The organism is Haloterrigena salifodinae, assembly GCF_003977755.1.
Taxonomy (GTDB): Archaea; Halobacteriota; Halobacteria; order Halobacteriales; family Natrialbaceae; genus Haloterrigena; species Haloterrigena salifodinae.
This window is the reverse complement of record NZ_RQWN01000001.1, coordinates 815550-837435: the sequence shown is the minus strand read 5'-3', so window position 1 is coordinate 837435 and position 21886 is coordinate 815550. Positions and strand designations below refer to the sequence as shown.

The 21886-nt window shown below is 67.0% G+C and carries 21 protein-coding genes and 1 pseudogene; 5 read left to right on the top strand and 17 right to left on the bottom strand.

Going from position 1 to position 21886, the window contains the following annotated elements; translation table 11 throughout:
• Window positions 1-135 precede the first annotated feature (135 nt).
• From EH209_RS04255 to EH209_RS04225, 7 genes and pseudogenes are all read right to left on the bottom strand, one after another.
• The gene (locus tag EH209_RS04255) at window positions 136-453 is read right to left on the bottom strand and encodes a DUF3006 family protein (RefSeq protein ID WP_126661691.1); all 318 of its coding nucleotides are present in this window, start codon (window positions 451-453) and stop codon (window positions 136-138) included.
• The gene (locus EH209_RS04250; protein ID WP_126661690.1) at window positions 450-1556 is read right to left on the bottom strand and encodes a ComEC/Rec2 family competence protein; all 1107 of its coding nucleotides are present in this window, start codon (window positions 1554-1556) and stop codon (window positions 450-452) included. The genes EH209_RS04255 and EH209_RS04250 overlap by 4 nt, the downstream gene beginning before the upstream one ends.
• A 221-nt stretch (window positions 1557-1777) precedes the next feature.
• Window positions 1778-2173, bottom strand: coding sequence for an OsmC family protein (locus EH209_RS04245; RefSeq protein WP_012943870.1), 396 nt, complete (start codon window positions 2171-2173; stop codon window positions 1778-1780).
• Between the two features lie 136 nt (window positions 2174-2309).
• Window positions 2310-2594 (bottom strand): annotated as a pseudogene (locus tag EH209_RS04240) (MEDS domain-containing protein); the annotation flags it as partial.
• 128 nt (window positions 2595-2722) lie between these two features.
• A complete protein-coding gene (locus EH209_RS04235) occupies window positions 2723-3748 on the bottom strand; it encodes a cytochrome d ubiquinol oxidase subunit II (protein WP_126661689.1) in 1026 nt (341 codons plus the stop codon).
• Window positions 3741-5216, bottom strand: coding sequence for a cytochrome ubiquinol oxidase subunit I (locus tag EH209_RS04230; protein WP_249038746.1), 1476 nt, complete (start codon window positions 5214-5216; stop codon window positions 3741-3743). The genes EH209_RS04235 and EH209_RS04230 overlap by 8 nt, the downstream gene beginning before the upstream one ends.
• 285 nt (window positions 5217-5501) lie before the next feature.
• Window positions 5502-6230, bottom strand: coding sequence for a metal-dependent hydrolase (locus EH209_RS04225; protein WP_126661688.1), 729 nt, complete (start codon window positions 6228-6230; stop codon window positions 5502-5504).
• Window positions 6231-6388: 158 nt separating this feature from the next.
• On the opposite strand from EH209_RS04225, the gene EH209_RS04220 reads away from it, so the two are divergent.
• The 5 genes from EH209_RS04220 to EH209_RS04200 all read left to right on the top strand — a co-directional run bounded on the left by EH209_RS04220 (window position 6389) and on the right by EH209_RS04200 (window position 12280).
• On the top strand, window positions 6389-6652 hold the full coding sequence (locus EH209_RS04220) for a hypothetical protein (protein ID WP_126661687.1): 264 nt from the start codon (window positions 6389-6391) through the stop codon (window positions 6650-6652).
• A gap of 88 nt (window positions 6653-6740) precedes the next feature.
• On the top strand, window positions 6741-7718 hold the full coding sequence (locus EH209_RS04215) for a quinone oxidoreductase family protein (protein WP_126661686.1): 978 nt from the start codon (window positions 6741-6743) through the stop codon (window positions 7716-7718).
• A complete protein-coding gene (locus tag EH209_RS04210; protein WP_126661685.1) occupies window positions 7715-8902 on the top strand; it encodes a thiolase family protein in 1188 nt (395 codons plus the stop codon). Before EH209_RS04215 ends, EH209_RS04210 begins: the two co-directional genes overlap by 4 nt.
• 69 nt (window positions 8903-8971) lie before the next feature.
• Window positions 8972-11161, top strand: a complete 2190-nt coding sequence (locus EH209_RS04205; RefSeq protein WP_126661684.1) for a DHH family phosphoesterase — start codon at window positions 8972-8974, stop codon at window positions 11159-11161.
• A 609-nt stretch (window positions 11162-11770) separates the two neighbouring features.
• Window positions 11771-12280 carry an SHOCT domain-containing protein gene (locus EH209_RS04200; RefSeq protein ID WP_126661683.1) on the top strand — a complete coding sequence of 170 codons (510 nt, stop codon included), beginning with the start codon at window positions 11771-11773 and terminating at the stop codon, window positions 12278-12280.
• A 6-nt stretch (window positions 12281-12286) separates the two neighbouring features.
• On the opposite strand, the gene mnhG is transcribed toward EH209_RS04200, so the two are convergent.
• From mnhG to EH209_RS04150, 10 genes are all read right to left on the bottom strand, one after another.
• Window positions 12287-12661: a monovalent cation/H(+) antiporter subunit G gene (gene mnhG, locus EH209_RS04195; RefSeq protein ID WP_126661682.1), complete on the bottom strand. Its 375-nt coding sequence runs from the start codon at window positions 12659-12661 to the stop codon at window positions 12287-12289.
• Window positions 12658-12957 (bottom strand): monovalent cation/H+ antiporter complex subunit F, encoded by a 300-nt coding sequence (locus EH209_RS04190; RefSeq protein ID WP_126661681.1) that lies wholly within the window; start codon window positions 12955-12957, stop codon window positions 12658-12660. The genes mnhG and EH209_RS04190 overlap by 4 nt, the downstream gene beginning before the upstream one ends.
• Window positions 12950-13555: a Na+/H+ antiporter subunit E gene (locus tag EH209_RS04185; RefSeq protein WP_126661680.1), complete on the bottom strand. Its 606-nt coding sequence runs from the start codon at window positions 13553-13555 to the stop codon at window positions 12950-12952. The genes EH209_RS04190 and EH209_RS04185 overlap by 8 nt, the downstream gene beginning before the upstream one ends.
• Window positions 13555-15153: a complex I subunit 5 family protein gene (locus tag EH209_RS04180; RefSeq protein WP_204749382.1), complete on the bottom strand. Its 1599-nt coding sequence runs from the start codon at window positions 15151-15153 to the stop codon at window positions 13555-13557. The genes EH209_RS04185 and EH209_RS04180 overlap by 1 nt, the downstream gene beginning before the upstream one ends.
• Window positions 15154-15281: 128 nt before the next feature.
• Window positions 15282-15635 carry a sodium:proton antiporter gene (locus EH209_RS04175; RefSeq protein ID WP_126661678.1) on the bottom strand — a complete coding sequence of 118 codons (354 nt, stop codon included), beginning with the start codon at window positions 15633-15635 and terminating at the stop codon, window positions 15282-15284.
• Entirely contained in the window at window positions 15632-16096 is a 465-nt protein-coding gene (locus EH209_RS04170) for an MnhB domain-containing protein (protein ID WP_126661677.1), read from the bottom strand. Before EH209_RS04170 ends, EH209_RS04175 begins: the two co-directional genes overlap by 4 nt.
• Window positions 16093-18453: a hydrogen gas-evolving membrane-bound hydrogenase subunit E gene (gene mbhE, locus EH209_RS04165; protein WP_126661676.1), complete on the bottom strand. Its 2361-nt coding sequence runs from the start codon at window positions 18451-18453 to the stop codon at window positions 16093-16095. The genes EH209_RS04170 and mbhE overlap by 4 nt, the downstream gene beginning before the upstream one ends.
• Window positions 18454-18632: 179 nt before the next feature.
• Entirely contained in the window at window positions 18633-18965 is a 333-nt protein-coding gene (locus tag EH209_RS04160) for a hypothetical protein (protein WP_126661675.1), read from the bottom strand.
• 64 nt (window positions 18966-19029) lie between these two features.
• Window positions 19030-19689, bottom strand: coding sequence for a thiaminase II (tenA, locus tag EH209_RS04155; protein ID WP_126661674.1), 660 nt, complete (start codon window positions 19687-19689; stop codon window positions 19030-19032).
• Window positions 19690-20104: 415 nt separating this feature from the next.
• Window positions 20105-21766, bottom strand: coding sequence for a tRNA uridine(34) 5-carboxymethylaminomethyl modification radical SAM/GNAT enzyme Elp3 (locus EH209_RS04150; RefSeq protein ID WP_126661673.1), 1662 nt, complete (start codon window positions 21764-21766; stop codon window positions 20105-20107).
• Between the last annotated feature and the right edge of the window lie 120 nt (window positions 21767-21886).

The window sequence follows — 21886 nt, the reverse complement described above, 5'->3', positions numbered from 1 at the left end:
AGCGGCATCCGTCTCTCCCCATCGAAGGCACTCCGCTGCTGTGTCATCCCACACATCCCGAACCACCAGTGGGGGTTTTCACCCCAGCCTTCGTTCCATCTCTCCACCGTGACTCCCCGTGAGCCACGCGTTCGGCTACTCGTCGGAGAGTCGCTCAGAGAGGCGATCGAACCGATCCTGAGCCTCTTCCCGTCGATCCCGCTCGAGCGACGGGCGATAGCTCATCGTCTCGAGGTCATCGTCGTTTGTCTCGGGACCATCATCGTCCGCCTCGAGACTGTCGTCGTCCGCGAGTTCGACGTCGAAGACGGCGCCCTCGTGACGACCGTTCTCGGGCAGCCGATCTACATCGAGGACGCGCTCGTCGACCACCGTCCCGTCGTCCTCGAGCAGGAGTACGGCCGTCTCGCCGTCGACGATCCGATCGAGGACCGCGGTGTAGCGCTCGGTCATCGGGCTGGGATACGCGGTGCGGCACCATCAACCACCGGTGCGAGCGGCCGCTCGAGTGTCGCTTGCGGCTGGATCGACGGCCCTGCGTGCGACGGTGATTGTTCGGACGGCGGTTGGGTGGGCGACGGCTCCGACAGCGATTCCGACGCCGACTGGGCCTGCTCCTTTCGCTCGAGCAGCGCCGCCGGATCAGTCGGGCCCTCGGTCTCGGGCGTCACCGCGACCTCCTCGCCGTCGGTCTCGAGGACGATGTCACCGTGAACGCCAGTCCAGTAGGTCTCGACGCCGCGATCGGCGAAGGCTTCGAGCACCTCGTCGTGGGGGTGACCGTACTGGGAGTCGAGCGCGCTCGAGATCACCGCGATTTCGGGGTCGACGGCATCGAGGAACGGCGCACTCGAGGAGGTCGAAGAACCGTGGTGACCGGCCTGATAGGCGTCGGCCGCGAGGGCGTCGCCGCGTTCGTCGACCAATCGCTGCTCGGCTCCGCGCTCGACATCGCCCGTCGTCAGATACGAGAATTCCCCGTACTCGACGCTGAGAACGGTGCTGTAGGCGTCGATACTCCCCCCGTCGTCATCGGGCGGATTCAGTACGGTCGCGTCGACCGACTCGTCCTCGAGGGGTAATCGATCGCCCGCGACGACCTCGAAGAGTCTGACGTCGTGCTCCTCGATCGCGTCGAGGTAGCCTTCGTACGTGGCGCTCGTGGACGTAACGCCGGGGTCGTAGACCGCGCCGACGCCCTCGCCTTGCTCCTCGAAGTGCTCGATAACGGCCGCGTGACCACCGATGTGGTCGGCGTGGCCGTGGGTCGTGACGAGGTGATCGATCCGCTCGATGCCCTCGCCCTCGAGGTAGTCGATGACACCCTGCCCGTCAGCCTGCCAGATCCCCGTATCAATTAACACCGTCTCGCCGTCGGGCGTGACCAGCAGCGTCGAGTCGCCCTGTCCCACGTCGATGTGGTGGATCTCGAGGTCGCCATCGACGTCCCCGCCGGCGTCCTCGGCGCCGTCGCTCGGGACGAAGCCGACCAGACAGCCCGACAGGAGTACCAGTCCGACGACTGAGACGACCGCGAGACCGCGGTGGCGTCGCATACCTGTTTCGACGACGCCGCGGCGTATGGTGGTTCGGATCGTTCAGTTGCTGCTACTGTCAGGTCCGGAAATATGGACTGTATAGAACGTGACACTGGTTCCCTTCTCGAGCGGTCGGGGCGACCGTTCGAGCGATCGAACGAGTCACTCCCGCGGAACTGAGACCGCGGCGGTCGGCTATTCGACGCGAGCCGTGCGCGGACCGTCCGTCGAGAACCGCGCTAGACCGCGTTCCCCTCGAAACTCGTCTCCGCGTGGAGGCTGTCCTTCAGCGCGTCGTGGACCTTGCAGAGTTCGAAGGCGCGCTCGATGACCTCCTCGCCCGTGTCCTCGTCGACGTCGGCCTCGACGCGGACGTCGAATTGGACGGACTCGAGTTTGTCGTCGTCGTTCAGTTCGCCCGTGATGTCGATCTCGATCGTCCCGAGGTCGCCCGCGTCGCGCTGTTGCCCGCCGACGCGCAGCGCCGGGACGTAACAGGAGCCGTACGCGGCCAGCAGCGCCTCGAGCGTGTCCGGTGCGTCCTCCCCGTTGGCGTCGATAGTCGTTTCGAACTCTCGGATTTCGTTCGTGGCACTGTAACCCTCCTCGGAGACGGTGGTAACCTGCTTCGCCATAGCACTCGGGTCGTCCACGGGCGGCGGTGTAAACGTTACTGGTGCAGTGGACGGCCCCGCGTCGCGACGTGACGGAGCTACTCCGCAGGCGCCGCTTTCCGGAGCGTCACGGAGAGCGTCGACCCCTCGCCGGGCTCGGCGTCTCTCCCGAGTACTTGATCGCGTTGCTCAGGAGGTTCTGGAGCAGTTGTCGCAGTTGGTTGCCGTCGCCCTGCACGCGCGGAAGGTGTTCCACCGAGAGTTCGGCGCCGGTCTCGTCGAGTCGGACCTGCAGATTCTCGCGGACGTCCTCGACGACCTCGTCGAGTTCGACCGGTTCGAGCGGCTCGCCGCGCGTCTCGACCCGCGAATACGCGAGCAGTCCCTCGATCATCCGGCGCATCCGTTCGGCGCCGTCGACGGCGAACGAGAGAAACTCGCGGATCTCGCTCGTCGCACTGCATCCCTCCTCGGAGAGCAAGTGCATCTGTTCACTCGTGCCAGTCCAGACGTCCACATCCGATGCCGTAACCGGTGTCCGAGAGGAGGTCGATTCGGTCGAGTGACCGGTTACCCGTGCTGGTACTGGCCGCTGTCGCTCGCCGGATCGTCGAACAGCGAGTACAGAACGACGAAGTACGTGCCGATGAGCGGGAGGAAGATGACCGCGAATCCGGTCGTGAGGTTGAGGGAGAGCGGCGCGGCGACCGCGTCGGCGATCGTCGTTCCGGTCGCGGGATCGACCGCGGGATACAGCAGGACGCCGATGAATGCGGCGAACGCGACTGCAAGCCCGGCCGTCGCGACCGCGAACCACCGGTAGCGGTTTCCGGTTGCAGCCGCGACGGCGATGCCGGCACACGCGATCGTACCGATACAGAGTCCGCCCATCGGGACCGACTGGATTTCCGACCGGAGCGCGGGATACCGAATAACTGACGCGACGAGCGTCACCGTGCCCAGCGCGACGTACCCCGCCGTCGCCGCACGTCCGCGGCGAACGAGCCGATCGCGAATCGGGGACTCGAGTTTCACGCAGAGAAACGCCGCGCCGAGGGCCGTCACGAGTGCGACGGTAGCGGCGCCGGCGAGTAGCGGGACGACAGCAATTACGGACGGTTCGCCGAGCGCCCAACTCGCGGCGAATGCACCGAGGAGAAACGGCGCGGCGGCGCTCCCGACGACGAAGCAGCGGTCCCAGAACCGAACCCATCGCTCGTCGTCGCGCTCCCCCCGGAATTTCGAACCCAGTCCGCGGAGGCCGAGTGCCAGCAGGAGCGCAAAGACTGCGAGATAGTACCGCCCCAGGATCGCGGCGTACGCCGCCGGGAAGCCGGCGAAGAGCACGGTCCCGAACAGGACGAGCCAGACTTCGTTGGCCTTCCACAGCGGCCCGAACGCGGCGAGGAATTGCCGCCGTTCGGTCTCGTCGGCTTCGGCGAACAGGACGCCGACGCCGAAGTCGAAGCCGTCGAGCAGGAGGTACACGCCGAACGTCGCGACGACGAGTCCGAACCACAGCTCCGGTAACGACTCGACGAGGTACGCTGACGTCGCCGCTAGCACCGGTTCGGTCGCCGAAAGCGACTCAGTCATCGGCGGTCACCTCGCGTGGTCGCCCGTCGGTAGTACCGTCGGTGTCGTCGCGGTCTCCGACACCGCAGCGATCGCGTTCCTCGTCGACGAACCCCTTGCAGACGAGCAGGAACGCGGCGAGCAAGCCGAGGTACCCGACGACGAACCCGAGCAGCGTCAGCGTCGCTTCGGTCGACGTCAGCGACGGCGAGACGCCCTCGGCCGTCCTCAACACGCCCTGTACGAGCCAGGGTTGTCGCCCGATCTCGGTGACGTACCAGCCGGTGAGCAGCGCCACGAATCCGAGCGGCGCCGACGCCGTCAGTACCTGCAGGTAGCGATCGGCCTCGGCGAGGTCGCCCCGCCAGTACCGGTAGGTTCCCCACGCGCCGAGGGCGATGAACCAGAACCCGAGACCGACCATCAGACGGAACGACCAGAACACGATCGCGACCGGCGGCGACTCGAACTCGAAGTCGTCGAGTCCGGTCACCTCGGCGGTCGGATCACCACCGCTGGCGAGGAACGAGGCCGCGTGCGGGATGCTGATGGTATAAAGGTTCTCCGCCCGTGGATCCGTGATCGCCTCGGGGTCGGTCGGGATCGCGACGAGGTGAAGATCGGCCTGCCCGGTCTCGTAGTGGGCTTCCATCGCGGCGAACTTGTGAGGTTGCGTGTCGGCCACGTGGCGGCCGTATGCGTCCCCGTGGACGGCCTGAAACGCCGACGTCACGAGCAGGACGACGACGGCCAGTCGGAGGGCCGTTCGCCAGGCGTCGCTCTCGCGGTTCGTCCGGACGAAGTACGCGGCGACGCCCGCGACGAGCAGCGTGACGGCGATGATCGAGGCATTTTGCATGTGGACGTACATCCACGGAAATCGCGGGTTGAAAAACGCCGCTACGGGATCGGTGAGTCGCGCGACCGACGTGCCGCCCTCGGTTACGATTTCGTACCCTCGCGGCGTCTGCATCCAGGAATTGACGACGAGCACCCAAAATGCCGACAGCCACGCACCGACCCCGACCAGCACCGACGACAGGACGTAGAACCGGTCGGAGACGCGCTCGCGACCGAACAGCAAGACGCCGAGGGAAACCGCCTCGAGGAAGAACGCCATCTTCACCTCGAACGAGAGGGGCCCACCGAGTAGCTCGCCGACGGTCGTCGAGAACGAGCCGAAGTTCGTCCCGAACATGAACCCCATCGGGATGCCGGTAACGGTGCCCATGACGAAACCGACGCCGAAGACCTTCGTCCAAAACTCCCGGAGGCGCGCGTACCGTCGGTCGCCCGTTCGAACCTCTTGGACGGTAACGTAGACGAGAAATGGTGCAAGTCCGATTGAGAGCGACGCGAAGAGAATGTGGACCGTGATCGTCCAACCGAACTGGATTCGACTAGCCAACTCCGGACTCAAAAACGCTATCGTGGCTACGAGATCGGCGGCAGAGTCCCCGATCGCTGATACCGGTATCCGGACAGACATCACGATCATACGTCGGGTCTTTATAATGACGTGCCTTCCGCCGAGACCTGCTTTCGAAGACTGAACCTCGTGACTTATGCCGATCACGCCCCTATCCCAACGAATAGACGACGGACGAACTCGACGCAGCGCTAGCAGAACGACGGTCACGGTCCTCGAGACCGCGAGAGACGACAGTTGCACTCGACGACGCGACCCGGAGAAGATCGTAGCGACCGAGACGGGACTCCGACAGCAGCGGTTACGCGGCGGGGACTGGTTCGACTTCCTCGCCCGCCGCGATGGCTATCCGTCGAGTTCGTAGGACTCGTCGCCCTCGAGGACGACGACGTCGGCGTCGCTGCCGGTGCCCGCGACCTCGCTCTCGAAGTCGGCGGGATCCTGCTCGATCGGCGGGAAGGTGTCGTAGTGCTGCGGGAAGGCGACGTCGACGTCGAGCCAGTCGACAGCGATGGCAGCCTGCTGGGGCCCCATCGTGAAGTGATCGCCCATCGGGACCGCGGCGGCATCGGGCTCGAGATACGGGCCGATGACGTCTTTCATCTCGCTCATCAGGCTGGTGTCGCCGGCGTGATAGAACGTCGTCGACTCCTCGTCCGCGATCTGCGTCGGCTTCGTGTCCGAGACGACGAAGCCGGCGGGCATGCCGCCGCTCTTGTCGTTTTCAGTCATGATCCCGTTGGTGTGGTCGGCACGGACCATGCTGACGTACGCGTCGCCACAGTCGACGGTGCCGCCGAGGTTCATCCCCATCCCGCCGACGGCGTCCGCGAAGCCGAACTCGTCCTCGCAGTAGGAGACCAGTTCCGGCGTCGCGACGAGCGTCGCGTCCGAGAACTCGCCGGCGTGGGCGATGTGGTCGGCGTGGCCGTGCGTCAGCAACACGTAATCGGGCTCGTCGACGTCGGCCGGCTCGAGGTCCGTCTTCGGATTGTCGAAGAACGGATCGATCAGCAGCTCCGTCTCCCCTACGGTGACGTGCCACGTCGAGTGGCCGTGCCAGGTGACTTGCATTGCGTGCGACCGATTGGGTCGAATACAACTTAAAAGTGGTCGAGCCGGTTGGTTTCGGACCGCTAATCGGCCCGTCGAGCCGCTCGGACGAGACGCCGCGACGGCCCGGCCGCCCGCCAATGCCGTGCGGTTTTTTAGCCGGGGCCCGTACGGCGAGTATGCTCTCACTGACGCTCGAGGACTTCATGGTAGAGCTGAACGACGGATCGATCAAGAACGTCGGCCCGGCGAACAAGTCGGCGACGGTCAAGATGTTCGACGTCGAGTCCGCCGAGGCGCGGGAATTCGGTGACAAGCGCGTCAAACTCGTCTTCGAAGACGACGACGGCAGCGAGGTCCAGGTCTCGCTGTTCCCCGAGGACGTCCGGAAGCTCGTCGACGACATCGAAACGCTCGAGGAGGACTCGCCGGTCTTCGAGTAACGCGGTCGGCGAATCGCCGGAGACGACTCATTCTGATCGGCCCGTGGTATAGGGACGTTTATATTTCCGCTCGTAACACGCCAGGGACATGCGAGCTATTCGCGTTCCGGCGTACGGAGAGCCGGCGGTGTTAGAACCCGCCGACGTCTCGGAGCCGACGCCGGATGCGACGGCAGTCCGAATCGACGTCGCGGCCGCCGGGATCAACTTCGCCGATCTCGCGAAACGACGAGGAACCTATCCAGACGGGCCGACGCCGCCGTACGTGCCCGGCATCGAGGTCGCCGGACAGATCGCCGAGGCGGGCGACCGAACCGACCTCGAGCCGGGGGACGCGGTCGCGGCCTACGTCCCGCGGGGCGGCTACGCCGAGTCGGTCGTCGTCACAGCCGACAGGGCGTTTCCCGTCCCCGACGGGCTCTCGCTGCGAGAGGCCGCCGCCGTTCCGATCCAATGGGTGACGGCGCACAACGCGCTCTTCGAGTGGGGCGGCCTCGAGACCGCCGGCGCCGACGACGGACCCGAACGGGTACTCGTCCACGCGGGCGCCGGCGGCGTCGGATCGGCGGCCGTCCAGCTCGCCGCGGCGGCCGGCGCCGAGGTGTTCGCGACCGCGAGCACGACATCGAAACGCAAGTTCGCGGCCGATCTCGGCGCCGATCACGCGATCGCTTACGACGCGGTCCCCGACGTGATCGAGGAGCGCGCCGAGGGAGTCGATCTGGTACTCGACGGCGTCGGCGGCGACGCCTTCGACCGGAGCGTGGAGGCGCTCGCGCTCGGCGGCCGGATCGTCGCGTACGGATTGGCCAGCGGCGAGGTGCCGACGGTATCGACCCCCGAACTGCTCTTCGGCAATCACAGCGTGATCGGCTATCACCTGGGAGAAGCCGTCGAACGCCAGCCCGAACGGGTGTACACGGCGCTCGAGCCGCTGGACTCGCTGCTGTCGTCGAGGGACGTCGAAGTCGTCGTCGATCGGACCTTCTCCCTGGAGGAGGCGGCGGCGGCACACGAATACGTCCGGAACCGTCGGAGCCGCGGGAAAGTGCTCCTGGAACCGTGACGCGAACTGGTTCCGCGCCCGCCGCGCTTGACGTCGCTTCCGGTCGGGACGTCGCGATCGCGGGCGCCGCGATGACGCCGTTCGGGCGGCGCGACGCCTCGCTGCTGGAACTGTTAGCCGAGGCCGGAGAAAACTGTCTCGCGGACGGGCCCGTCGGTGCGGACGCGGTCGACCACCTCTTCGTCGCCCGCTCGGGCGGCGCCTACGAGGGCCAGAGCGGGCTCGCCGGCGCACTCACGAGCGAACTCGGCGTCCGGCCGGCCCACGCCGCGGCGATCGAGCAGACGTCGGCCTCCGGCGCAGCGGCCGTCTACGAGGCGTGGAAGGCGATCGCGTCGGGAGCCTGCGAGGTCGCGCTCGCGGTCGGCGGCGAGCGCATGACCCACCTCTCGACGGCGACGGCGACTGACATCGTCTCCGGGATCACCCACCCCGCGGAGTACAAACACGGGATCACGGTCCCCTCGTTCGCGGGGCTGACCGCGCGCCGGTATCTCGAGCGGTACGACGCACCCCGAACGGCGCTCGCGGAGGTCGCGGTCAAGAACCACGCGCACGGCGTCGCCAACCCGAAGGCGCACTTCCGCCGCGAGATCGATGTGGCGACGGTCTTGGAGTCGCCCGTGGTCGCCGATCCGCTCCGGCTGTACGACTTCTGTCCGATCTCGGACGGATCGGCGGCGCTGTTGCTCGCCGCTGAGAGCGCGCTCGAGGGCGACGACCACGTCCGCGTCGACGGGATCGCCGGCGCAACGGGAACCCACGTCGTCCACGAGCGAGACGACCTAACCGCTATGAGCGCGGTCGTCGACGCCGGCCGCCGGGTCTACGACCGCGCCGGTCGGCGTCCCGAGGACATCGACCTCCTCGAGGTCCACGACATGTTCACGATCCTCGAACTCCTCCAGCTCGAGGGACTGGGCGTCGCGGACCGCGGAGAGTCCTGGCAGCTGGTCGAACGTGGCGCGACCGAGCGCGACGGCGAACTGCCGGTCAACACGTCCGGCGGATTGAAATCCAAGGGCCATCCGATCGCCGCATCGGGCGTCGCACAGCTCGTCGAGCTCTACGATCAGCTGACCGGACGAGCCGGCGACCGACAGATCGACGGCGACGTCGGAATGGCCTGTAACGTCGGCGGTTTCGGCAATTGCGCGATCGCGACGATCCTGTCCGCCCCGTGAGCAGCGGGGCAGTCGCCCGCGGCCGCATTTCGACAACCGTTTTAGGACGAAACCGCTTGGTTCGAATAGATGGGTAACTGTATCATCTGTGGCACAGCTGTCGACGGTGAAATCTGCGAGAGTCACGAGGAGGACGCGGTCTTCGAATTTCGCGGCACGTCCGCCTCGGAGCTCACCCCCGGTCGCTACTACCGGGGCGTCGTCGACGGCTACGCCGACTTCGGTGTCTTCGTCGACATCGGAGACCACGTAACCGGTCTGTTGCACAGGAGCGAACTCGACCGACGACTGGAGAGCCTCGACTGGGAGTCCGGCGACGAGGTCTTCGTTCAGGTCCTCGACGTTCGGGACAACGGCAACGTCGACCTCGGCTGGTCGATCCGCCAGCGCGAACGCGAGTTCCGCGGCCACCTGATCGACACGGGCGACGACGAGGTTCGTCCCGAGGATCTCGAGGACGACGTCGGATCCGATTCCGATTCCGGCACCGACCCCAGCGCCGACGCTGAGTCCGAAACCGAGACCGACTCGGAACCCGTCGCCAACGAGGACCCCGCCGCCGGCGACCTGCAGGCGGCCGCCGACGACACGGGGTCGTCCGACGAGACCGGCGCGCCGAACGCGAGCGAAACCGTCGCCGCCGGGAGCGGCAGCGGCGGCGTCGCCACCGAGACGGCCGCGACCGGCTCGACCGCGGCGACCGACGACGCGGCCGACGCCGAACCCGAGTCCGAACCGGCGCTCAAGCGCACGACGATCGAGGCCATCGAAGACCAGGTCGGCAGCGTCGTTCGCCTCGAGGGCGAGATCACCGGCGTCCGCCAGACCAGCGGCCCAACCGTCTTCGAACTTCGCGACGAGACGGCCACTGTCGAGTGCGCCGCCTTCGAGGAGGCCGGCGTCCGCGCCTACCCCGACGTCGACATCGACGACGTCGTCGCGCTGGAGGGCGAGGTCGAACGCCACCACGGCGACCTTCAAATCGAGACGGAGACCCTCGAGATCCTCGAGGGCGAGGACCGCGAGGCCGTCCGCGACCGACTCGAGGAATCGATCGAACGCGAGGCCCGACCGGCCGAGATCGACCTGCTGGCCGACCACGACGCCGTCGCCGCCGTTGAGGACGGCCTCTCTGACGCCGCGACCGCGATCCGACGCGCCGTCGTCGAGGCCCGACCGATCGTCGTCCGCCACAGCGCGACCGCCGACGGCTACGTCGCCGGCGCCGCCATCGAGCGGGCCGCCCTCCCGCTGATCCGCGAGAAGCACACCCGCGAGGACGCGGAGTACCACTACTTCGAACGGCGCCCGCTCGACGGCCGCGTCTACGACATGGACGCCGCCACCAGCGACGTCACCTCGATGCTCGAGGCCCGCGACCGCCACGGCGAGCAACTGCCGCTGGTCGTCGTCGTCGACGCCGGCTCGACCGAGGAGTCGATCGACGGCTACGACCTGCTCTCGCTGTACGACGCCGAGACGGTCGTCATCGATGACAGCCGCGCCGACGAGGAGATCGCCGACGCCGTCTCCGTGGCCGTCGCGCCCTCGCTCGCCGGCGTCGACGTCTCCGATCTGACGTCGACCGCGCTGGCCGCCAACGTCGCCGCCCACGTCAACGGCGACGTCCGCGACGACCTCGTTCACCTCCCCGCGGTCAGCTACTGGGAGGACACCCCCGAGGCGTACGTCGACCTCGCGACCGAGGCCGGCTACGACGAGACCGCGGTCTCGGACCGACGGGAAGCCGTCGCCCTCGAGGCCTTCTACCAGTCGTACAAGGACAAGCGCGAACTCGTCATCGACCTGCTGTTCGGCGACGAGGAGACGGGCCGAAACGGCGATCTGGCCGCCCACGTCTCCGAGCAGTTCCGCGCGAAACTCGACACCGAACTCGAGACGGCTCGGGAGAACCTAGAGACCGAGCGGGTCGACGGCGTCACCGTCGCCGTGCTCGACACCGACGCGTTCACCCACCGGTACAACTTCCCGACGACGAAACTGCTGCTCGACGCGCTCCACCGTCGACAGCGCGACGAGGGGCCGTTCGTGACTCTCGGCGTCGGCGACGACGAACTGCACGTCCGCGCGACCGAGTCGCTGAACGTCCGCGAACTCGGTGACGCAATCGACGACGCGGTTCCCAACGGAGGGGTCAGCGTCGTCGGCGGGCAGGACGGCCACGTAGAGTTCCTGCCCGGCGAACGCGATGCCGTCCGCGATGCCGCGCTCGAGGCGCTCGGCGAGACGCTCGCGTAACACGCGCACTTCTCCGCTGTCTCCCACGGTCGATAGCGACAGCGTCGTCTCGATTGTCCAGCGGCTGAAGCGCAAACGCGACCGAAAACAGGCCCCCTGCTACCGTGGTAACGGGGATTGCCACACCCGTCCCAGCCGATTTCTGCTCACTGGCGCTATGCGCCCGTTTGCACGGTTCGCGGAACCTCTGGTTCCGCGCTAACGCTCACTCCCTTCGGTCGTTCGCTCGTCCGAAGGCAGACGCGAAGCGTCTTCCGAGCTGCTGAAAATCGAAGATTTTCGCATCAAGCGAAACCGAAGGTTTCGCGGACATCGCGAAGTCTTGCGGGACGTACGTCACGCTGACCTCGCGGAACCTTCGTTCCCGCTTCGCTTCGCTTAGTCACGAGCCGGCTTCGCTGTCTCGAACGCCTTCGCTCATAAGTTCGCGAAGACCTCGCACGGTTTTCCGACGCGCCCTCGCAGCGCTCAGACCCGGCGGCGGCGCGCGCCACCACACGCCGGATTCTCAGTGTGTGCACTCTCGGCCGCGGCTATCCGTATCGCTGCGTCTGGTCCGCGATATCTCGGACCGTTAACGTATTTCCGGTGCCGGTCGAATAGGGACGTATGAACGGGAGCGAGGGGACCGCTCGAGGACGGCGGACCGAGGACGATCTGGGAACTCGCCTTCGCGAGAACGCGACCGGGATCGCGTCGATGCTCGTGACCGGCCTGTGGCTCGGCGCAATGTTCACGGGACAGGACTGGTGGCTCGCCGCCCTGTTGGTCGGCTACATCGTCGTCGTCCCGCTGGTCGCCCTCGTGTTCGGTGACGAGGCCGACCGAAAGGAGTGGCTGGACGACTGGACGACCGACTCGAGTGCGGACATCGAGTCCGATTCCGACGGCGACCGAACGGACGCGCCGGCGGATCGCCGTGACGCCCTCGAGACGCTCCGCGATCGCTACGCCGCGGGCAAGTTGACCGACGACCAGTTCGAGCGCAAACTCGAGCGGTTGTTAGAGACAGGGACGCTCGAGGACGCCGACGAGTGGGTTCGCGGGCGCGACCGCGATCGAGGAGCGGACGGGGATGGGAATGGAAACGGGGAGCGAGACCTCGAGTACGATCGTTGACGGGCCCTAATCGTCGGACTTCTCCGTGCGTTCGGCCCGCTCGGCTCGGTCGGACCGGTCGACGGCCGAGGCGTCGGGCCAGGTGACGCTGCCCTCGAAGGGGATGCCGATCTGCTCGGCGGCGCGGGCGATCATGTGGGCGCCGGTCGGGACGGTCAGGAAGAGGAAGACGATCCCGATGAGCGCGGTCAACCCCTCCGCGCCGGGGCCGAAGTGAGCGAAGCCGGCGAAGAAAATCGCCGCCGTCCCCAGCGTCGTGGGCTTGCTCGTCGCGTGCATTCGGTTGTAGACGTTCGGCAGGCGGAGCATGCCGATGGTGCCGACCGTCAGGAAGAAGACGCCGACGACGATCAGTGCGATCTCCAGTCCGGTTCGGATCATGGTTCGTCGATCACCTCCCCTTCGGTGATGAACTTGGCGGCGGCGACCGTCGCGATGAAGCCAATGATCGCGAGCACCAGACTCACCGTGATGAAGAGCCCGCGGTCGGTCTGGAGGGCGAAGAGGACGGCGATGGCGACGACGTTCGTCGCGATGGCGTCCAGCGCGACGACCCGGTCGGGGTTCGTCGGCCCGGAGATGACGCGGTAGCTACAGAGCACGCAGAGGCCGCTGACGAGGATCAGCGCCCCGCCAACGACGGCGTCGAGCAGCGCCGGGTCGGCGGCTTCACTCATCGTTCTCACCTCCGTGTTCGCCGGCGGGGCCCCTGTCTCTTTCCCCGCCGGAGACGACGATCCGCGGCGCCGGGTCGTCGGGCGAGGCCTCCTCGTCGAACATCTCGAGGGCGTAGTCCTCCCACGTCCGAATCGGCGCGACGATCGCCTCGGGGTCGCGGCCGTCGACCGCGTGAACGTACAGGGCGTTGGTCTCCCCGTCGTGATCGAGCGTGACCGTCCCGGGCGTGATCGTGATGCTGTTGGCGATGGTCGTGACCGCCAGATCCGTCTCGACCCGGAGCGGCACGAGGATCACCTCGGGTTCGATCGGCATTCCTGGCGAGAGCACCCGATAGGCGACGTCTATGTTCGCGCGGACGACCTCCCAGGAGAAGGCCGCGAGGTAGCGTCCAGCGGCGGGGAGCGCACGCATCCCCCGAGCGACGTCGACCCGCTCGATGTACAGCCGTCGGAAGACGAACGCCGTCGGGAGGCCGACGAGCAACCCGAAGAGAAACTGGCCGAGGAGCGCCGACGGCGCCAGCGACGGGCCGCGGACGAAGATCCACAGCACGGCGAAGACGGCGCCAGCCAGCGGCCAGGTCTTGACCCGCATCAGTGCTCACCTCCTCCGGTCCCGAGGTCGTCGGGCTCGACCGGATCGACCGCGTCGACGTACGCCTCGCTGTCCAGCGCGGCCGACGCGGCGGCGTCGGCGAACTCGTAGACCGGTTCGAAGCCGACGCCGACCGCGACGATGGCCGTCGCGAGGACGAGGACGACGCCCACCTGCACGACGTCGACGGACGCCTCCTCGACGGCGTCAGTTCGGGCCCCCCAGAAGCTCCGGTTCCACGTCCGCGTCGCGTAGGCGATGGTCAACAGCGACCCCGTCAACAGGAGGACGATCAGCGGCGCCGACTCGGCTCGAGCCGCTGCATCGAAGACGAGGAACTTGCCGAAGAAGCCCGACAGCGGCGGGATTCCGACGAGGGCGAGCGAGCCGACGAAGAAGCCGATCGCCAGCGGCGGCGACCGGCCGGCCAGTCCGCCGAGGTCGGAGAGTTGGCTCGTCCCGGTCGCCGACCGGATCGCGCCGACCGCCAGGAACAACAGCCCCTTCGCCAGCGTGTGGTTGAGCGCGTACACCAGCGCGGCGACGACGGCGAGGTGGCGCAACTCGGCGCTCGCAGTCGTCGCCGCGAGGGCGACCGGGAGGGCGATGAAGCCGACCTGCCCGATGCTCGAATAGGCGAGGACGCCCTCGATGGAGTCCCGGCCGACGGCGCCGATCCCGCCGACGAGGATGCTCGCGGCGGCCATGACGAACAGCACCGCTCCGATGAACGCGAGCGGTGAGTCGCCGGCGACGACGGTTCCGACGCCCGGCACGGCGAGTTCGACCGGCACGTCCGCGTCCGCGAGGACGGTAAACGAGAGGCGGATGATCGCGTAGATGCCGACCTTCTTGGTCGCGCCGGCCAGTAGGGCCGAGATCTGGGGCGGCGCGGCCCGGTAGGCCGTCGGGATCCAGAACTGGAAGGGGACGAGGCCGGCCTTGATCGCGAACACCGACAGCAACAGGGCGAAGAGGCCGACGACCGGCGCGGGCTCGAGCCCGTAGGCGCCGGGGTCGGCGAGTCGCTGCGCGAGGTCGGCCATGTTGAGCGTCCCCGTCGTCGCGTAGATGCCGCCGACGCCGAGCAGGAAGACAGCGCTCGCGAGCAGGTTCAGCGAGACGTACCAGAAGGCCGCGCGGGTGTGCTGGGGGCCGCCGTAGTAGGCGACGAAGATGTAGCTGGCCATCAGCATGACCTCGAACCAGACGAAGAGGTTGAACAGGTCGCCGGTGAGGAAGGCGCCGGTGACGCCCAGCGCCAGGAAGTGAAACAGCGGGAAGTAGTAACTGCGGCGGTCGATCTCGGGAAGGACACGCGTCGAGAAGACCAGCGACGCGATCCCGAGGACGGCGACCATCGTCAGCATGAACGCCGAGAGCCCGTCGACGACGAGCGTGATGCCGAACGGCGCCGGCCAGTCGCCGACCTGGTAGGTCGCGGCCCCCGGCGCGTCCGGCGCGAGCACGACGTACCAGTCGATCGCCGCGACGACGACCGCGTAAGCCGCGCCGCCCGCGAGGCTGACGCCGATCCGGACCCGCGGCCACCGGCCGAGCAGGAGGCTCGCGACGGCCGCGACGAGCACGATGAGCATCGGCGCGATCACCAGTCCCGATTCGGAGCCGCCCGGAACCGCGGCGAGCGGCGCCGTCGGCTCGATTCCCGCACCCGTCCTCAGCGTCGACTCGAGTCCCGTCAGTATCGTCAGTAGCTGCGTCGTCATCATTCGCGATCACCCAGTTCGGAGACGTCCAGCGTGTCGTGTTCCTCGTAGACCCGATACGACAGCACGAGCGCGAAGGCGGTCATCCCGAAGCCGATGACGATCGCGGTCAGCACGAGTGCCTGCACCAGCGGATCGGCTGTCTGGGGGACGTGATCGCCGTGGCCCGCCAGGATCGGGACCGAGTCGGCGGTCCCCTTCGCGAGGCCGCCCATCGCCAGCAGATAGACGTTGGCCGCCTGACTGATGATCGCCAGCCCCCAGACGACCCGGATCAGATCCCGGCGGAGCAGCAGAAACGTGCCAAGGGCGAACAGTGCGCCGACCACGGCGGCGAGTATCACGGCCGTCATTCGGCTCCCACCACCGAGAGGATCGTCAGGAGACCGCCGACGACCACGCAGTAGACCCCGAAGTCGAAGGCCAGCGCGCTGGCGATCTCGATCTCGCCGTAGAGCGGGACGTGCTCGAAGATGACGAACGTCTGGGTCAGGAACGGCCGCCCGAACAGCAGCGGGACCAGCCCGCTCAGGACGGCGATCGCCAGCCCGTACTCGAAGAGCCGTCGGTAGGCCACGACGACGCGGTCCCTCGAGGGCTCCTTGCCGGGGTCGACGTCGCGACCGAGCACCCCGCGCTCTACAAAGTCCAGCCCGAACGCGAGGTAGATGATCGCGAACGCCGTCGTCGTGAGGACGCCGCCGATGAAGCCGCCGCCAGGGAGGTTGTGGCCCTCGACGAACAGCGAGGTCGAAACGACGAGGATGATCGGAACGATCACGCGAGCGGTCGTGCGCATGACGACGGTCGTCACTCGTCGTCACCTCCCGATCGCATCACGATCAGCGTCAGGATCGAGATCGCAGCCATCGCGACCACGATGAGTTCGCCCATCGTATCGAAGCCGCGGAAGTCCACGAGGGTGACGTTGACGATGTTCGTTCCGCCGCCCTCCGGGACGGCCTGTTCGGCGTAGGCGCGGGCGATATCCGTCGAGCCCTCGGGACGGGCGTCGGTCGTGACGAGGACCGTGATGAAGGCGGTCGCACCGACGGCCAGCGAGACGACGGCGTCGCGGGCGTACTTGCCGAGGCTGACCTCGTAGTACTCGGGGATCTCCTCGATCACCAGCAGGAAGATCAGGAGCACGAGCGTCTCGACGACCAGCTGGGTCAGCGCGAGGTCGGGCGCGCTCGCGAGGATGTAGAAGATGGCGATCATAAAGCCCAGGATCGACAGCGTGAGAACGCCGGCGATGTGGGAGTCGGAGAGCGCGACCGCGAGCCCCGCAACGACCGCGACGAGCAAGACGAGCGCGACCGCGGGCGCGGCGTCGAAGCCGATGAGCTCCGACGAGGCGACGGTGCCGGCCGCGGCGAACCCCGCGAGCGCCAGCCCGCAGGTGCCGAGGAGCGTCCACGTCGCGTACGTTCGGAGCAGCCCGTTGTGGATGCGGTCGCCGACCCAGGCGCCGCCGCCGGTGAGGCCGCCGACGATCGCGTCGTACCACCAGTTCGCGGCGATCGGCGGGGCCGCGTCCAGCGTCGCGTTGAGTCCGTCGTGAATCCGGTCGTAGAACGGGTAGGCGGCCAGTCCGACCGCGATCGTGACCGCGCTCATCCCCACCGGCGGGGAGTAGGACGTCGGGAGACTGACGTGCATTTCGTGGTGCTCGAGGGCGGTCGCGTCGACGCCCGACTGAACGATCACGTCGACGGCGAGTTGCGGCCGGATACTGACGGCAGCGGCCAGGAGCGCCAGCACGCCCGGTGCGACGACCAGCGTGGTCGACGGGCGGTGGACGTGGCCGAGCGCGTCGGGTCGGTCGCCGAAGAACAGCGAGAGGAAGCGCAGCGAGTAGAGGACAGTGAAGACGCTCCCGAAGACGGCGACCGCGGGGTAGAGCACACCCAGCACACCGATATCGTGGTGGTGACTCGCCTCGACGGCCGCCTCGAACAGCAGCTCCTTCGAGTAGAAGCCGTTGAACGGCGGAATGCCAGCCATACTCAGCGCGACGATAACCGTGATGATCGCCGTGACCGGGAGGTCGTGACGGAGGCCACCGAGGTTGTCGATGTTGCGGGTACCGGCCTCGTGGGCGACGATTCCGGCCACGAGGAACAGCGCCGCCTTGAACAGGGCGTGGTTGAGCAGGTGGAAGACGCCGGTCTCGGCGCCGTAGATCGACGTGAAGCCGAAGCCGGCGACCATCAGCCCGAGGTGGCTCGCCGTCGAGTAGGCCAGCAGTTCCTTGATGTCCGTCGCGGCGACGGCCATGATCGCGCAGACGGTCATCGTCGTCAGGCCGAGCGTCGCGAACAGGAACAGCCACTCCTCGCCGACGAGGATGGGGCGCATCCGCCCGATGAAGTAGACGCCGACCTTCACCATCGTCGCGGAGTGGAGGAAGGCCGAGACGGGCGTCGGCGCCGCCATCGCGTTGGGCAGCCAGAAGTGCAGCGGAACTTGGGCCGACTTGGCCCCTGCGCCGATCGCGAGCAGGCCGAGCACAGGCAGGAACAGCCCTTGCTCGCGGAGGGCCTCGGCCATCGCCTCGGGGGTCTCGAGCATCGCGGCCAGATTGAAGGCGGCGTCGGGGCCGACGACGTCGCCGGCGACGACTGACAGCAAGAGTAGCCCCACGAGCAGGAAGAGACCGCCGCCGACGGTAATGAACATCGCCATCCGAGAGGCGTACTGCGAGGAGTCGTCGGCCGTGTAGTGGCCAATCAGCACGAACGAGCAGAGGCTGGTGAGTTCCCAGAAGAGGAAGATCGCGATCAGGTCGGCTGCTAGCGCGACGCCGACAATCGAGCCCATGAACGCCAGTAACGCGGTGTAGAAGCGAGCGAGGTGGGGTTCGCCGTGCATGTACGCCGGCGAATAGAGGAAGATGAGCGTCCCGATACCGCAGGCTAACATCGCGAACAGCAGTCCCCAGCCGTCGAGGTAGAAGCGCAGGGCGACATCGAGCGACGGGATCCACTCGAGGCCGACGGTGCCCTCGGTGCCGCGCTGGCTCGCCAGCAGGAGGAAACTCGCCAGCGCGACCGCTACGCCGGCGTAGCCGGTCCGCTCGCCGAGCAGACGGTACAGGACGGGCGTGCTCACAGCGGCGACGAAGGGAAGGGCGACGGCAGCCAGCACTACCGACAACTCTGGCGGCATCTAGTTTTGCTAATCTACCGAGACGGCGTACTTAAATCGTCGCCTTTCGGTTCCTATTCCGGTCGTCGCCGGTAGATTCCAGGGGCGTCCGGCTGGAATTGGCGGTCGGTCGCTGTTACCGAGTCGGTCAAAATCGCGAGTCGAGCGACGATCACGATCGGTCCGATGCAGCGGGACGTTCACCACCGTTCGATACGGTACGGCCCGTCGACCGTCTCGAACCGATCGATCCCGAGCACTCGGTCCGCCTCGCGGAGGGCCTGCCGTCCGGTCGCTTCGGCCGCGGTCGCGTTGTCGCCGTGGAGCGTCAGCCGACAGTCGATCGTCACCGCCAACCCGTCGTCGCCTGCGTCGACCGCGCCGAGTTCCCTGACGTCGGCGTACCGGACGATCGCGAGCGACTCGAGGACCTCCTGTGCGGCGACGGCCAGTTCGCCGCCGCGCTCGAGGGGGACGTCGACCCGGAGGGTCGCCGCCGCGATGCGTTCGGTGACGGTGTCGCGCTCGCTCATGCGCGGCGATTGGGGCACCGTCGGTATGACCGCAACGGTCCGACCGTCTCTGTCGCGGCCGCGGTCAGAGTCCCCAGTCCTCGCGGGTGTAGGCCATCTCCCAAAACCGGTACTCGAGTTTGGCGCTCGTCAGGAACGCCTCGCGCATCGCGTCGTGCTCGCCCGGATACCGCTCGCCGCAGTCGTCGACGAACGTCCGACACCACGCGGTAGCCTCGCGGAACTCTTCGCCCGTGTACAGTTCGATGAAGGGCGTGTACCGGTGGTCCTCCTCGGTGAGGTCAGCCATATGCTCCGCGACGTCGAGATACCCCTGCATGCAGGGGTAAAGCGCAGCGGCGATTTCGGCGATCGACCCTTCGTACGCGGTTCGCACGAGGAAGTTCGTGTAGGCGTGGCAGGTCGGCGCCTTCTCGACGGCCTCGAGTTCCTCGGGGGAGATGCCGTAGTCGGCGGCGAAATCCCGGTGGAGATCCATCTCGTGGTCCAAAACCTCGTGGGCGACCCCCAGCAGGTGGGTCATCGTCGCCTCGTCGCGGGCCTTCGTGCCCGCGATTGAGAACACCCGCGCGTAGTCGAGGAGGTACCGGTAGTCCTGTTTCACCCAGTGCTGAAAGGCATCTTCGTCCAACGTCCCCGCCGCGAGCTCGCGCACGAACGAGTGGTCCTTCTGTGCCGCCCAGACGTCCGCTCCCGCCTCGAGTAACTGGTCGCTGAAAGCCATCTCGAATCGACGCTGACGGACAGCAGGCTATTATAAATCATCGGTACAACTCGATTGTATTCGAAGAGCGACTCGACATCGCGTCCGGCTCGGGAACTGACCGGCGAATCGACTCGAGGGGCGCTGAAGTACAGTGAGAGAATACACGCCGGGAGTGGATCGCTCGGTGGGGGACGAGCGGTTCGGGGAGCAGCCCCGGCGTGCTGGGTGAGAGGCAACTCGGTGTGCCGCTGTCGGTCTGGGGAGTGTTGACAACGGTGCCGACGATCGTCGGCGCCTAATACTCTGTCCCGATTACCCATAAATTTTCTGTATACTGTGGATTATTTTATATGGGTACGAGGAACGGGACTCGAGGAACAATCGACACGCCATCGTCGGGAAGAAAGTCGTAATCGGACCGCTCGCCGGCCGCTTAGAGTCGCTTGCTGACGTACGGCCCGTCCTGGTGGTAGCCGAGTTTCTCCCGGTAGTACTCCCGGGCGCCGATTCCGGAGATGACGCTGACCTTGTCGTAGCCGGCGTCGGCGGCGAGTTCCTCGGCGCGGGCCATGAGTCGGCGGCCGTAGCCGCGGTGTTGGTGCTGGTCCGTTGCTCCCTTGTCGCCGACTGTGACTTCGCTGCCGTAGACGTGCAGTTCGCGCACGAGCGCGGTGTTCTCGAGTTCCGGTCGGACGGGATCGTTGGGGAACCGCAGGCGGCAGAAGCCGACCAGCAGGTCCTGCTCGAAGTCCTCGAAGGAGATGAAGTGTTCCGTCCCGCCGCAGGCGTCGTAGGTCATCACGTCGAGTTCGACGTTCTCGGGCGTCTCGTCGTTCATCCCGGCCTCGCGACAGCGGATGCACTCACAGGACCAGTCGTGGTCGTCCATTCGCTTGCGGGCGAGTTGCCGGAGGTTGGACTTCCAGACGCCGGCGTCGATGTAGTCCGCCGGGATGTCCCGCTGGACACGCTGGAGGCGCGTGTAGCGGGGAATCATGTCCTTGATCTCGGCGACTAACTCGGCGGCCTCCTCGTTGTCGAGCGGGTCGAACTCGCCCTTGTGCCACCAGTCGTAGGTCGCCGTCCCGCGGACGATCAGCGTCGGGTAGATCTTCAGGTAGTCGGGCTTCCAGGCCTCTTCCTCGAAGATTCGGCGGAAGTCCTCGAGGCACATCTCCTTGCTCATCCCGGGCTGGCCGGGCATCATGTGGAAGCCGACCTTGAACGCCGAATCCCGCAGCCGCTGGTTGGCCTCTATCGACTCCTGGACGCCGTGGCCGCGGTGCATCTCGCGGTTGATCCGCTCGTAGGTGGTCTGGACGCCGACTTCGACTTTCGTTCCGCCGAGATCGAGCATGCGGTCGATCTGCTCGGGGTCGCACCAGTCGGGCTTGGTCTCGAACGTGGTGCCGATGTTGCGGATATCCGCCGTCTCGTTTTCCGCGATGACGTCCTCGACGTACTTCCAGTCGTACTCCTCGGGGTCTTGCGCGAAGCTCTCGCCCTCGGCCGGTTCGGGCTCCTTCTCGACGTCGTAGTCGTTCATCGCCTCGAGGGCCCGCTTGACGAACCACTCCTGATAGTCGTGGCTCCGGGCGGTCATCGTGCCGCCCATCAGGATCAGTTCGACCTTGTCGACGGGGTGGCCGATCTCCCGCAGTTGCTCCAAGCGCAGCGTTACCTGCCCGTAAGGGTCGTAATCGTTCTGGACGCCGCGGGCGGCCGCGGGCTCCTCGCCCGTGTAGCTCTGGGAGGAGGAGAACTCCGAGTCGGGGCCGCCGGGGCAGTAGAGACACTTCCCATGGGGACACCGCTCGGGCGACGTCATGATCGCGACCGGCGAGACGCCCGACGCGGTGCGGACGGGCTTGCGCTGGAGCACCGTCTCGAGATCCTCGCGGTACTCCTGGGGCGCGTAATCGAGCAGTTCGGAGTTCTTCGGCACTTTCGGCGCCGAGTGTTCCGAACAGGCCTCGAGTTTGGCTTTCTCGACCTCGTCGCGCTCGATCTCGCCGTTGATGATCCGCTCGACGAGTGTCTCACAGACCCGCTCGAACGCTTCGGTTTCGGTCGGTTCGGGCGTCTCGGTACTCACTACACGTCTTTCGTCGCCGTTCGTGAATAAGCGTGTCGGACTCGCGAATCCGCGCTCGAGCCGATCGTCTCTCGGGTCACTCGAGTTCGTCGCCAGAGGTAAATAGCCGAGTTCGGTCGC